Source organism: Methylotuvimicrobium sp. KM1, assembly GCF_044788715.1.
In the GTDB taxonomy this organism is placed as follows: domain Bacteria; phylum Pseudomonadota; class Gammaproteobacteria; order Methylococcales; family Methylomonadaceae; genus Methylotuvimicrobium.
In genome coordinates this window covers 856,581-869,892 of record NZ_CP173170.1, presented here as the reverse complement: position 1 = coordinate 869,892, position 13,312 = coordinate 856,581, and the positions used below count along the sequence as shown (strand labels likewise).

Sequence of the window (13,312 nt, the reverse complement as noted above, 5' to 3'; positions counted from 1 at the left end):
AAGAAATCAAGGGTTGAGTCATTTGGTCAAGCATCGTTATACTGTGCATTATTTTGTACGTTTTATTCATAAGGGTAACCATGAAACAAGCAAACTTCACCGAAATTCGAAACCACGCAAAAATGTATTTCGATATCGTCGAAGCCGGCGAATCGGTTCGGGTCCTACGTAACGGCAAACCCATCGCCGACATCATCCCAATCACAGCGGATTTACCTTCTTGGCGACGTCGAAAAGCCCAACCCTTAGTACTCGATGGCGTTTCGATCAGCCGGATGATTATTGAAGAGCGAGAAGCCGGGCTTTAGATCGACTTTAATCATGCGCGTATTTTTCGATAGCTCAGCTTTTGTAAAGCGCTACATCAGCGAGCACGGAACCGATAGCGTGTTGCAATGGTGCGACAAAGCAACAGAAATCGGTTTATCCGGCATTGCCTTGCCTGAAATCATCTCGGCATTTTGTCGTTTATACCGTGACAACAAAATCACCGATATTCAATACCGACAACTAAAATCGCTTTTAATGGCCGACATCGAAGACGCAGCGATTTGCGATTTGTCTCCTCAAGTATTGATGCATGCTGTTTCCAGCTTAGAAAACAACACACTTCGAGGAATGGATGCCATACACATCGGCAGCGCCATCGTCTTGCAAGCCGATGTTTTCATTTCCTCCGACAAACGACAGATTACCGCCGCAATCCAAGCAGGCCTCCGCGTAAAGCAGGTTTAAAGCTTGGCCTAACTTTTTCACGGTATCAATAAATTCCCCTCAAGCACGACGATCGCTTGCATAAAACCGATGCCTAAAGCGAATACGAACGATTGTCCGCAAAGATTTCGTAGGCTCGAATGTTCATGCAATACCGGAATGAAGTCAGTCGCGGCAATATAAATCAATCCTCCTGCAGCGACGATCGGCAGCAACATCAACGAAGACGAAGCCTCGGCAAACTAATCAAGCAGCAGTATAAATAGCTGGACGGAATACCAGTAGCAAATTTCATCAGGCAAAATCCAATGTCAATAACAAGCGCCGAGGGCAATCTTCGCTCGGTTTCGGCGAACGATGCACAGCGCCGTGCTGTTCATTCCCGGCCCAATTGCTGCCTTTCAGAAGACCGACCGAAAAAGCGGGCATTCGATGAGTCGAGGATTCGTCCAAAATCACGCCGGCTTGCCTATCGTGTAAGCCATGCGTATTGATGCCCAATTTGGCGCGGTCGACCGCCCGGTCTTCGAGCCATTCGGTACCGATACCGCCGTAAGTCGAGACCATGCGGCACGGCACATGATCGACATGGAATTTCGGGCACATCGGCCGGTCGAGGGTCCGCAAACGCAAGCCGACGCGCTCGAGTTCGAACAAGTCGCAAAACAGCGTCGTCAGCATCGCCACGTCGCGATAAAACTCAAGATAGCCGTCGATATTCGATGCATGAGGAATCAAGCCGCTGAAATCGAAATCGGTGATCGAAAGATTATGAATCTCGCTGATTTCTTGAGGACTTGCGAGTAATGAATCGATGAACGACTCGATACGCGGATCGATGCTGCGCTCGATCACGCACAGATTGACGTCATCCTGATAGATTCGGCTCAAATCGGCCAAATCGTCGGACCGCACCCCTTCCGAATAAGGCGCGCGAAATAGGTGTTGGGCTAAGGCGGACATGATTTACCTCGTTCAATACATGATTTCTTCGACTTCCGATGCGGCCGTTTCCAGCCAAGGCGGAAAATCGTCTTGATAATGTTGCCAAGCTTCGGCTCCTGCCGCGAGCTCTTCATCGGTCAATAAGCATGCATCGAGCTCATGCCGGGTTTGTACGGCATCGACATTCTGTCCGATAAACACCAATTCCTGGCGGCAATCGCCGAACGGCGGCTGCCACTGCGCTTCGATATCGGCTTTATAGGCTTCGGGCCATTCGCTTTTCGGCACCGACGCCCACCAGCGGCCCGCGCAACCGTGCTGCATGATGCCGCCGGCTTGCGACCATGTGCCGACCCATTCGGGCCGCGACGCCAGCCAAAAGAAGCCTTTCGAGCGCAACAGCGTGCCGTTATTCCAATCGCCGTAGTGGAGATAATCATAGAAACGCCCCGGATGGAACGGGCGACGGGCATGATAGACAAAACTGGCAATGCCGTACTCTTCGGTTTCGGGCGTATGCGACCCGCGCATTTCCTGTAGCCAGCCGGGTGCCTGCGACGCTTTGTCGAAGTCGAATCGGCCGGTATTCAAAATTTTGGCGAGCGGGGCTTGCCCCATGATCATCGGGATAATTTCCGCATCTGGATTCAAATGGGTCAGTATCCCGGTCAAATTAGCCAGTTCGTCGCGACTGATCAGGTCGACCTTGGAAATAAGAATGACATTGCTGAACTCGATTTGATCGACCAGCAGATCGGCGATATTACGCTCGTCGTCCTCGCCCAATTCGGCTTCGATTTCCATCAAGGATTGAGCTTCCATGTAATCGCGCATGAAATTGACCGCATCGACGACGGTCACCAACGTGTCCAGACGCGCGATATCGGATAGGCTGCGCCCTTCTTCATCACGAAACGTAAAGGTTTCGGCAATCGGCATCGGCTCGGCAATACCGGTCGATTCGATCAATAAATAATCGAAGCGGCCTTCGCGAGCCATTTGTCCGACTTCGACGAGCAAATCCTCGCGTAGCGTGCAACAGATGCAGCCATTGCTCATTTCGACCAGCTTTTCCTCGGAACGGTTGAGTTCGATCTCGTTCTTGACCGTCGCGGCATCGATATTGACCTCGCTCATATCGTTAACGATCACGGCGATCTTGAGATTGTCCCGATTGGTCAAAATGTGATTAAGTAGAGTTGTTTTACCGGCCCCTAAAAAACCGGACAGAACCGTAACAGGCAGTTTGGATGGAGTATGTTTACTCAACATTGAAAGGATCTTCACTTTAAATAGATTGTTATAATATAACATACCCCTAAGATATTGCAATTTCGTACTTTTTATTACACCCTTTTCACGCTTCGATAGCTGATATCAGGTAACTATCCAGCCCCCGGCAATTCACGCTCTGCGCTCATCGTTATACATAAATTGTAGGGTACGCTGCGCGTACCTAAGGTCCGAAACCCTACCCAAGTCAAACCAAAGGGCTTAGGTTAATATTGGCGGGGCGCCATGGTACGCACAGCGTACCCTACAGAGTTCCGACGATTGCGTGATTTGACCACCGCGCTGGATGGCCAGCCGGTTAGCTCAAAGAGATGTGTATAACAGCAAGCGCTGGAGAGTGGGAACGATAGGGGGGAAATAATTACGATATCAGTGCTCGGTTTCAGGCTTGAAAGAGCCGCTCTCCCAAAAGCTAAGCCCTTTGAAAGCATGGATCGCGACGAAAGGCGCTTGCGCCGCCTTAACCAGCCACTCGGCAGGAATCGCATAAAAATGAAAATCATTGCCTTCCTTTCCGATAAAGGTCATTAAGCCGACCAATTCGCCTGCTTCGTTAAAAATACCGCCGCCGCTGGCTCCTTGCATGAAACCGGCATCGATTTCGAATACATGACCGGTATGATAAGGATGAAAGGCAACAATCGAGGCCGGTCTGGAGCGCATCCCTAAGGCGAAAGGATAGCCATACATGTAAACCGGCGTTCCAACCGCGTAGCCTGCGGATAAAGCCAGCTTCGCAGCTGGTAAAGGAATGGAATCGGTTTCGAGAATACAGGCATCCAATTCCGTCAGGGCGGCCTGTTTCAATACCGGATAAGCATGGCCCGATTTAAATAAGACGATTTGCTCCGCATTTCGCGTAACATGACAATTGGTCGCGACCTTGCCCGGCGCTATAATGACGCCGGATCCCATATAAGTTTTTCCGGCTGCATCTCGGGCGATCACTTTGACGACGCTGAGCGAAAGTTGCATGTCGGGCTCTATGGCACAAGCCTGAGACGAGCAAAAAAGCCCGATAGAAAACCAAAATAATTCGACACTTCGAATCCGGCTCATTTTTCCTCCCGGCTAGCGTACACGAATAGAACTCGGCCAACTGTTTCGCGACCTATCCGTGATCTTTTACCGCAAGAATGCTTAAAGTCAATTAGATACCTGATTACTTAGAACCTTCAGCCAATTTGCTTTGGCTTAGAACTCCCGCCCGGGCCCCGTTAGGCCGCGCCGAGCACTGGCGATTTTGCCGAGAACAGCCCGCCAGGGGAGCGGCAGGGATACCGCTCGTTTTAGGAGGGCTAGGGATAGCCCTTCCGAAAACCCTCGGCAGAATCGCCAGCGCGCAGGATACAGCGGCCTCCGGGTGTCTTTTCTTTTGGATACTTTTCTTTGGACAAGCAAAGAAAAGTATCGCGGCTGTCGGTCCGCGAACCGACTCCACATAAACGTCGCGGTAGCGACACAAAACCTTGTTTGGACTTAAAATAGGCTGAAGCTTATACGCAATCAGGATTAGATAAGATTATATACTTCGCGGGTTTTTATCGTTTTTCTGGTTCCCCCGGTCCTCCGCTCGCCCTTATATACAAGTATAAAATACCTACTTGTGCAAAACGTAGCGACCGAGCGCTAGATTGCCGTGTCGTCCGAAAAGACTATTGGTGCTTGAGCGATATCGGCTTCGATAGTCGCGACGTAGGCGTCGCTCCCACAAGGGAGGGCCTGATACTCTGTGGGAGCGATCCCCAGATCGCGATTTCGAAGCCACTAACGTTCAATATCCGCAGATTTATCAAACAACACCGTTCCCTGGTATACGATGACCTCTGTTTAGCAAGTGTCCCGATATTTGTGTATAACGATGAGCGGTCTTCCGTGGGAATCCATACTTTGGCTGCCGAAACAGAATCGGTATGCATTCCCACGCTGGAGCGGTGGGAACGAGGAAGAAGTGCGCAGTTTGTTTAGAACCAAGATCCGAAGCATATACGGCCTTAACGTCTAAAATGCGACGCGAATACCCAACTCCACGGCACGCCCAGCTTCGGGTGCGATATTGCGCAGATAAGACACCGAATTACGGATATCCTGATTCAGCAGGTTACTGGCTTTGACGAAGAGTAACAAATCGGCGGTATCGCCGGCATTAATCCGATAATTCGCCGTGCTGTTCAACAACCAATAACTGGGGGTTTCGGTCTCGTTGTCGCCCGGGTTTTCCTGTCTTTCGGCGCGCGTAATGCGCACATTCGCGGCCCAAGCCGTATGCTCCCACGAAAGTTGCATGCCGTAACGTAAAGGCGGCATACGGGGAATATCGCTGCCGTCGGTGAATTGCCCCCGCACATAATCGCCGAAAAACTGACTGTCCAAATGTCCGTAACGCGTTTCCAGCAACGGGAAGGTCACTTGCGCTTCGAAACCTTTTAAGATCGCATCGCGCTGTTGCGCCCGGAAAACCGGCAAGCATTCATGACCGTCGTCGCATTCATCCTCGATCTCGCCATGATCTTCATCGAAAAACTCGCCTGTTCTGATTTGCGCGATGTAATTGTTGACCCAGTTATGATAAAGATTGAAGTCGGCATGAACCCAGTCGCGCTCGAAATGCAGCCCCAATTCCAGATTGTTCGCAGCCTCGACCTCTAAGCCTGCATTTCCGATATCGAAACTGTTGGTCGCTAAATGCGGGCCGTTGGAAAACAACTCCTGTACGTCCGGCGCGCGCTGGGCATGGGTAAAAGACAAGCGTACCGAGTCTTGATCGGTAAAATGCCAGAGCGCCGACGCCGAACCGCTGACTGGCGTATGCGAGCTCTGCTTTTGGCCGTCCGGATCGATGAATTGTTGCTCGACCCGAGCGCCGAATTCATAAGTCATCGGCCCTGCATGAATGTCCTGAATTGTAAAAAATCCGAACGAATCGATATCGGAACGCGGCACGACCGCTTCATCGCCCTTTGCTTCGAATTCGCTATTTTTGGTTTGCACGCCGACCACGCCGTGATCGAACAGTAACCAAGGTTTTTGAATCAGCTCAAGACGGCTATCGAATCCGGTGTTGGTATAGACCGTGCCCTTCTCCCCGTTTTCGATTTCGGTATGTTTATAATCATTGTAGCCGAGCCTAACTCTTAGGCTATCTGCAAAAGAAAACGGATCTTTGATTTCACCTTTCATATCGTAGCGGGTTTGCTTAAGATCGATACGCACACGCTCCGGCATTGCATCATGATCATCTTCCTCATGATGTGCATGCGCACCCAGCGGCACCCCGTAATTGTTGTCGAGATGGTTGATGGAAAATCCGATAAACCCGGGATCGCCGACGAAGGAAAAACCTACGGTTCCGGTGCGCGCTCGCGTGTTCGAGTTCAGCAATCGCCCCCGGCTATTGAAAGTGTCTTCATCGTCATGATCGTCATGGCTTTCGGCCTCGGCGGATTCGTCGACAGCCAATCCGGGAATCTGCATGTCGATGCTTTCGCGGAACATTCCGTCCAGATGCCAGGCGAAGAAATCCTTGCCGCCTTCCAATTTGAAAGCCGTGGTCTTACCTTCGTTGACGAAGTTATAGCGCTGTTCGGCCGCGCCTTCGATCAATTTGTCCGGAACCCGATCCGGTATGCGGTTATCGATCACGTTGACTACGCCGCCGATCGCGCCGCCGCCGTACAACAAGGTTGCCGGCCCCCGCAATACCTCGATCCGTTCGGCCCAAAAACCCTCGGTGCTGTTCGCGTGATCCGGACTGATCGAGGCCGCATCGAGACTACCCAGGCCGTTTTGCAGGACTTGCGCCCGAGATCCGGTTTGACCGCGAATGACCGGTTGTCCGACACCGGGACCGAAGGATTGGCTATGAATGCCCGGCTCGTTTTTCAAGGTATCGCCGATCGTGCTGCCCGCCTTCAGGCGTAATTCTTCGCCGCTCAAAATAGTCACGGGTAAAGCGGTATCGGAAGCCGATTGCGGCAATGGTGAACTGACAACGATTTTATCCAACATAATGGATTTCGAAGCTTTGTTTTCATCGGCAGCATGAGCTACCGAAGCGAAAGAAACTAACAATAATATAAATAATTTGTGCATGAATTCAGACTGACCGGCAATTTATCGCGACTATTTCTTAAATTTCTCCGCAAAACAGCAAAGAGATCCATAAAAAAACAATAAGATACGTTATATTGTAACAATCATCAAGTGGATTTTTATTTCGCTATCTGAGCTCAAACCCAAAAATGCTTTCATCCCTCTCGCCCTTCGAATGAATCCTCCTCCTGAAACCCGCTAATTCCTTAATTACGTTATAATACCGGCTCGTTTTTTCCAAATCAAAAGGCCCAGTCATGTCAAAAACCAAATTATCGATCCTATTGCCGGTACTTTCGGTATTCGCTACTCAATTGACCGGTTGCAACACGCCCGCACCAAGCAAAGGCGATCTGATGATTAAACAAGGCGGTCCATTTATCGAAGCCGGCATTAAATGGAATGAAGGCAACCGCCTGGTCAAGGACGGCAATAAAAGAATTGCTGAAGGCCGCGATACGGTTAACGAAGGCAAGAAACTGGTCGCGCAAGGCGAGCTTCAAGTCAAAGATGGCCAAAACATGATCGAACAAGGCAAAAAACTACTCGAAGAAGGCGAAAGGCTTTACCAAACCGGTCGCCCTCAAGAAAGCGCTTATCCATCTTACCCGGCGCCCCAACCCGCCGAGTCGATCGAAGTCTTTCCGTTGTCCGATTAATCAATCCCTGACAGCATGGGCCGAAATTTTCGGCCTTCACTTTTATGATAAGCATCTTCAAGTGCCGAAAAAGCCTCTGTCTCCCGGCATTGTTGCTTGTTTCTTGCAACGGCATCGCCGCTACGACACCTGAAAGCGAAAGCGGTTTTCAAGCCATGCTGCGACGCCTGCTGCCGTTCGACGTCTTTGAACCCGAAACTCCGGAGATCATCATTTCAGGCGTCAGCAGCGGACAAAAAGCCAATGTGCGCGCCTTCTTGAGCCTGTCGAAAGAAGCCTGCGACGCACCGCAATGGCGAATTAATCGCCTATTCGCGCAAGCCGACACCGAAATCGATAAAGCGATGCGGGCACTAGGCTACTATCACACCCGCGTTGAAAAAAAACTGGACTTCAACGAAGACTGCTGGCACGCCGAATTCAAAATCACCCGCGGCCCGCCGGTGCGCATCGAAGAACTTGCCATCAGTATCACGGGAGAGGCGGAGTTCGATACGGCGTATAAGCAATTGCTCACCGGAAACCCAATCAAAACCGGCAACATTCTGCATCATGGACGCTACGAATCGTTCAAAAGCAGTTTTCAATCGCTCGCCCAGGAACGCGGCTATTTTGACGCCCGCTTTCTGAAAAACGCGATCAAAGTCGATACCGAACGCAACAGCGCCAAAATCATTCTCGATTTCGCATCCGGACAGCGTTATTTCTTCGGCGAAGTCAAGATTGATCAAGACATTCTGAATCTGGACTTCGTTCAACGCTTTATTCCGTTTGAAGAAGACGAGTCTTATTCGAGCCGAAAACTCGCCAACACCTACAACAATCTAACCGCGGGCGGCTATTTCAAAACCATAGAAATCCGGCCTCGTATCGATGACGCGGTCGATTTAAAAGTGCCGGTCGACATCGCACTGTATCCTCAAAAAAAACACAGCTACGAAGTCGGCGTCGGTTACGACACGAATTTCGGTCCGCTGTTCAGCTTAGGTTATACCAACCGGCGGCTAAATAGGCGCGGACATACTTTCAATGCGACGCTGGACCTGTCGCCAGTGCTGTCGACCGCGGAAAGCCGCTATAACATTCCGCTACAACAACCGACCAGCGACTTTTTCAGTCTCGGTGCGGGTTTTAAGCATGAAGAACCGGATACATTCACTTCGAATATGTTCAAAGTATCGGCACAACGGCAACGCATAGCACCGAGCGGCTGGCAGCAAATCGGCTTTCTGGATCTCGTTTACGAGTCGTTCCAATCGGCCGATGTCGATAGCAGCGCCTTGTTATTGATACCCGGCGTTCGCCTGCAATACACGCGCAGTAACTCGCCGATCCGACCCACCGAAGGTTATCACTTGAATTTTTCTTTGGCCGGCGCGCACGAATCGGTCGTCTCGTCGCTGAGTTTCGTGCAAGCCGGCGCCGGCGCGCGATTGATTACCGGCGTGCCTTGGTCCGGGCGCTTCATCATGCGCGGCGATGTCGGCGCAAGCTTGGTCAGTAATTTCGAGGATTTGCCAACAACATATCGTTATTATGCCGGCGGCGCGCAATCGATACGAGGCTACGAATACAAAGAACTCGGTCCGACCAATGCGGCCGGACAGGTAATCGGCGGCAAGATGCTGTCCGTGTTGAGCCTCGAATACGAACAATTCATAGGCGATCAATGGGGCGTTGCGGCCTTTGTCGACGGCGGCAACGCGCATAACGATTTCGGCGATATCGATGTAAAAATCGGCGCGGGACTCGGCATCCGCTGGATATCGCCGGTCGGTCCGGTGCGGATCGATTTCGCAGTGCCTTTTCATGAATCGGGTTCGTCGTTTCAGGTGCATTTCTCGGCGGGATCGCAGCTGTGACCGCAAAAGCTTTTTTCAAGGCGCTCGTGCTGACACTGATCGGTGTGCTGTTTAGTCTACCGATCGCACTGTTGGCGATACTCGGCACTGAACCGGGCAGCCGCTGGCTAATACAAACTGGGTTAAGCGTCGCCGAACTCGATGCCGAAGTGGAGCGCATCGACGGTACGCTGCTTGGCGAGCTAACCCTAAACAAACTCGTCTACCGTAGCGAAACCGAACAGATCACGCTGGACACATTCGTTTTCGGCTGGAAGCCCTCGGCCTTGTTGAGCGGCACACTGAATATCGGCAGGCTTGCAACGAACGGCTTATCAATCGAGATAACGGGCGAGGCTCCCGAGTCCGTAGATGACGAGCCTTTTTCGATGCCGAACATCCCTTTGGCTATCCTAATCGATGATATCGACTTACAGGCGACACGTTACCGAAGCGGCGAGCAAGACATCATGATCGACCGCTTTCGTCTGCGCGCCGCCTTGATCGATAATACGTTGCGCCTGAAAGGCCTCGCGCTGGAAATGCCGGAGGCAGCCATTTACGGACGCGCGGAAGTCGAACTGCAAGCAGATTTTCCGTTATCGGCGCAATTGACTTGGCAATTGAATCTTCCGGAAACACCGGCGATTGACGGTGAAATGACCGCACTGGGCACGCTCAACGAACTCATGCTGATCGGTCATGCCGAAGGGCCTTTTCGCTTTCATCACGAGGCCCGGCTCAATTTGGCCGACAGCGTGCCGGTCTTTTCGGTCTCCGGCCGTTGGCAACGATTGCAATGGCCGCTGGACGGCAAAGCCGATATCGCAAGCCCTAAGGGTGAGTTCACGATCGACGGCAACGCGGACGATTACCGCATCGATCTGGCCGCACAACTGTCGGCCGAGCAGGAATCGTTCGAATTGCAATTGGCAGGCTATGGCGATAGCGATTCGTTGACGCTCGAACGGCTGGAAATGGCGCCCAAACAAGGCCATTTGACCGTTGCCGGCCGTGTTGCGTGGTCAGACGAACCGATCAGCGTCGATTTAACCGGCGATTGGAAAAAGCTGCAATGGCCGCTATCCGGCCCGCCCCAGGTCGAAACCGAACAAGGCCGTTTCGACTTGAGCGGAACCTTGGACGATTACCGGATTGAATTGAATACCAAGCTGGCAATGGAACAATTGCCGCCGTTCGACCTAATTTTCAACGGACAAGGCAGTACCGAAGCGATCGATATACATCAATTGTCTCTACGTCCGAAACAAGGACGGTTGGACCTGAAAGGCCAAGTTTCGTGGCGCGACGCGATAGATTTCGCGCTGGACCTGAATGCCCAACGGCTCGATCCGGGCGATTTTACGCCCGACATCAGCGGTTCGCTGAATCTTCAAGCCGCCGTATCCGGACGCTTTGCCGAAGAACAATTGACCGGCATGCTCACGATCGAAAAACTGCATGGCACGCTTTTCGATAGCCCGATTCAAGGTCAAGGCAAACTCGCTTTCGCCGAGCAGCGCCTGACAATCGACAAACTACAGCTGCAATCGTCCGCTAATCGCCTGACGGCCGACGGCATTCTGGCCGAAACCCGCTCCAATCTCGATTTTTCTATCGATGCGCCCAATCTCGCGGCGGTTTGGCCGGGACTGTCCGGCTCGATCAAGGGCAACGGCACTGTACGCGGCAATTATTTAGACCCTGCCGTCAAAGCTCAATTAAATGCCAATAAACTCAGTTACCAAGATTTTAGATTCAGCCAGTTAGCGCTGAATCTCGACTATGCCGAAGCCTTGGGCCAGCACTCGCAACTCGACCTAGTTCTGCAAGGCTTAGAGTTGGATGGGCAAGCGATCGATGAATTGAAGCTGCACGGTGCGGGCTCTTTGAACGATCATCAATTCGACGCGAAATTGAGTTCCGACATCGTCAAGCTCGATACCGAAATCAATGGCAGTCTACGAAATCAACGCTGGCTTGCAACACTGGAAAGACTCGACATCGACCAAGCGCAACTCAAGCAATGGCAACTCGAACGGTCTTGGCCGATTCGGCTGGATTTCGCAGGCGACGATATCGGTGTCAACCTGCCGCAAAACTGTCTCATTCAAGCCGATGCGGCGATCTGCCTAAGCGCCGACGGCTCGATCGAGCGCCGCCTGAGCGCCACTGCCGAATTACGCAATATCGATTTGGCCATGGCTAAACTGTGGGTGCCCGAAAACATGAGCCTAGAAGGTGCGATCAATGCCAACGCCAAATTACTGAAACGAGGCGCGCGCCTGACGGCCGATGCCGAAGCCGGAGTCGCCAACTCATCGCTTAAACTTTCCCGAGACGGAGAGAAAACCCATATTTTTGCTTTGTCCGAAACTCGGATGAAAGCGCAATACGGCGACGAACGACTCGATGCCGAGTTGCGCATCGGATTGACCGGCCATGACTTCATCAGTGCGCAAATCAAAACCGCACCACTCATGTCAACAAAAGCTCAGTCTTTGACAGGCAACCTGCAAGCGTCGATTGCCGACTTAAACCTGGTCGATCAGCTAGTGCAGGATATCGAAAACCTCAAAGGCCGGATCACGGCCGACCTGACTCTTGCCGGTGACACCGAACGTCCGGAAATCAGCGGCCTGCTGCAACTCAGCAATGCCGAACTCGATGTACCTGAAATCGGCATTCATCCGCACAATATTAACCTAAGATTGTCGGGGCAACCGGGACAACCCGAACAATTGGCCTTGTCCGGACGCATCGATTCCGGTAAAGGTTCGCTCTATCTCGACGGCACCTTCGAGCTGAATCCGGAAACGGGTTTTCCGGCGGAACTATCAATTACCGGCAGCGAATTCGAAATAGCCCGAATTCCCGAAGCCGAAATCAGCGTCTCACCGCGCCTGACGGTCAAGCAAAGCGAAGCGGTAATCCGAGTCACCGGCGACGTCACCGTCGACAACGCCGAGTTGAAACTGATCGAATTACCGGAAACCGCGATCGCGCCCAGTGCCGATGAAATCATCATCAACCGGGAAATTATCGAGGAGGAAAAAACCGCTTTAAATCTGCAAACCGATATCGGCATTTTGCTCGGCGAACAGGTGCGCTTCTCCGGCTACGGCATGGATACCCGGCTGACCGGCAATCTGCGTTATACTTCCTCGCCCGGCACGCAACGCATGCTTGGACGGGTCGCGATGAAAGATGCGAGATACAAGGCTTACGGCCAGGATTTGACAATCGCAAAAGGCGAATTTTTATTCAACGGACCGGTGGACAATCCATGGTTAAACTTCGAAGCGACACGCAAAGCCACCGGCGAAGATGTGACTGCGGTATTGACCGTGACCGGGCCGGCCAAATCGCCGCAAACCAAAGTATCGAGCCGGCCGCCGATGCCGGAATCCGATGCACTCGCCTATCTGCTGACCGGCCGGTCGTTACAACGTACCGGCGAATCGCAAGCCAACATGCTGGCTAAGGCCGCGATTAACTATGGAGCCGGCGAACTTTCGTGGCTCAGTAACCAGTTAGGCTTCGATCAGTTCGAGGTCGAGGAAGCACAGCGTCTCGAAGACACCGCCGTGCGCCTCGGCAAATACATTAATCCCGATTTATATCTAGGTTTTTCATTAGGCCTATTTTCCAATACCTATGCCGTCATTTTGGAACAAAAATTGAATCAAAATTTTAGTCTGCAGACCCGTGCCGGAGAATCGCAAAGGATCGATTTGAAGTACCGGTTGGAAAAGGACTGATCACTCT

At 52.0% G+C, this 13,312-nt stretch carries 10 protein-coding genes; 5 read left to right on the top strand and 5 right to left on the bottom strand.

Translation table 11 applies throughout. The features are described from left to right. The first annotated feature begins 80 nt into the window (after window positions 1–80). The gene (locus tag ACINK7_RS03875) at window positions 81–308 is read left to right on the top strand and encodes a type II toxin-antitoxin system Phd/YefM family antitoxin (protein ID WP_014147323.1); all 228 of its coding nucleotides are present in this window, start codon (window positions 81–83) and stop codon (window positions 306–308) included. A 13-nt stretch (window positions 309–321) separates the two neighbouring features. Then, a complete protein-coding gene (locus tag ACINK7_RS03870) occupies window positions 322–735 on the top strand; it encodes a type II toxin-antitoxin system VapC family toxin (protein ID WP_404359981.1) in 414 nt (137 codons plus the stop codon). A 17-nt stretch (window positions 736–752) separates the two neighbouring features. Here the strand turns inward: ACINK7_RS03870 and ACINK7_RS03865 are convergent, their stop codons facing one another. The 5 genes from ACINK7_RS03865 to ACINK7_RS03845 all read right to left on the bottom strand — a co-directional run bounded on the left by ACINK7_RS03865 (window position 753) and on the right by ACINK7_RS03845 (window position 7,044). After that, the gene (locus ACINK7_RS03865) at window positions 753–932 is read right to left on the bottom strand and encodes a hypothetical protein (RefSeq protein ID WP_404359980.1); all 180 of its coding nucleotides are present in this window, start codon (window positions 930–932) and stop codon (window positions 753–755) included. Between the two features lie 76 nt (window positions 933–1,008). Beyond that, window positions 1,009–1,677, bottom strand: a complete 669-nt coding sequence (locus tag ACINK7_RS03860) for a DUF1826 domain-containing protein (RefSeq protein WP_404359979.1) — start codon at window positions 1,675–1,677, stop codon at window positions 1,009–1,011. Window positions 1,678–1,689: 12 nt separating this feature from the next. Continuing rightward, a complete protein-coding gene (gene zigA, locus ACINK7_RS03855) occupies window positions 1,690–2,931 on the bottom strand; it encodes a zinc metallochaperone GTPase ZigA (protein ID WP_404359978.1) in 1,242 nt (413 codons plus the stop codon). Between the two features lie 390 nt (window positions 2,932–3,321). Further along, window positions 3,322–4,011, bottom strand: coding sequence for a serine protease (locus tag ACINK7_RS03850; protein WP_404359977.1), 690 nt, complete (start codon window positions 4,009–4,011; stop codon window positions 3,322–3,324). A gap of 942 nt (window positions 4,012–4,953) precedes the next feature. Further along, on the bottom strand, window positions 4,954–7,044 hold the full coding sequence (locus ACINK7_RS03845; protein WP_404359976.1) for a TonB-dependent receptor: 2,091 nt from the start codon (window positions 7,042–7,044) through the stop codon (window positions 4,954–4,956). A gap of 257 nt (window positions 7,045–7,301) precedes the next feature. Here ACINK7_RS03845 and ACINK7_RS03840 point away from each other — a divergent pair, with 257 nt between their 5' ends. From ACINK7_RS03840 to ACINK7_RS03830, 3 genes are read left to right on the top strand one after another with little or no spacing between them, the layout of a single operon-like run. Further along, window positions 7,302–7,703: a hypothetical protein gene (locus ACINK7_RS03840; protein WP_404359975.1), complete on the top strand. Its 402-nt coding sequence runs from the start codon at window positions 7,302–7,304 to the stop codon at window positions 7,701–7,703. Window positions 7,704–7,747: 44 nt separating this feature from the next. Continuing rightward, complete coding sequence (locus ACINK7_RS03835) at window positions 7,748–9,565, top strand: autotransporter assembly complex family protein (RefSeq protein WP_404359974.1); 1,818 nt, start codon at window positions 7,748–7,750, stop codon at window positions 9,563–9,565. After that, a complete protein-coding gene (locus tag ACINK7_RS03830) occupies window positions 9,562–13,305 on the top strand; it encodes a translocation/assembly module TamB domain-containing protein (protein ID WP_404359973.1) in 3,744 nt (1,247 codons plus the stop codon). Before ACINK7_RS03835 ends, ACINK7_RS03830 begins: the two co-directional genes overlap by 4 nt. The last annotated feature ends 7 nt before the right edge of the window (window positions 13,306–13,312 follow it).

Bases quoted from the DNA above. Each gene is read 5' to 3' on its own strand.
- zigA (WP_404359978.1), bottom strand. From the start codon at position 2,931: ATGTTGAGTAAACATACTCCATCCAAACTGCCTGTTACGGTTCTGTCC.
- ACINK7_RS03875 (WP_014147323.1), top strand. From the start codon at position 81: ATGAAACAAGCAAACTTCACCGAAATTCGAAACCACGCAAAAATGTAT.
- ACINK7_RS03845 (WP_404359976.1), bottom strand. From the start codon at position 7,044: ATGCACAAATTATTTATATTATTGTTAGTTTCTTTCGCTTCGGTAGCT.
- ACINK7_RS03850 (WP_404359977.1), bottom strand. From the start codon at position 4,011: ATGAGCCGGATTCGAAGTGTCGAATTATTTTGGTTTTCTATCGGGCTT.
- ACINK7_RS03870 (WP_404359981.1), top strand. From the start codon at position 322: ATGCGCGTATTTTTCGATAGCTCAGCTTTTGTAAAGCGCTACATCAGC.
- ACINK7_RS03865 (WP_404359980.1), bottom strand. From the start codon at position 932: ATGTTGCTGCCGATCGTCGCTGCAGGAGGATTGATTTATATTGCCGCG.
- ACINK7_RS03840 (WP_404359975.1), top strand. From the start codon at position 7,302: ATGTCAAAAACCAAATTATCGATCCTATTGCCGGTACTTTCGGTATTC.
- ACINK7_RS03835 (WP_404359974.1), top strand. From the start codon at position 7,748: ATGATAAGCATCTTCAAGTGCCGAAAAAGCCTCTGTCTCCCGGCATTG.
- ACINK7_RS03860 (WP_404359979.1), bottom strand. From the start codon at position 1,677: ATGTCCGCCTTAGCCCAACACCTATTTCGCGCGCCTTATTCGGAAGGG.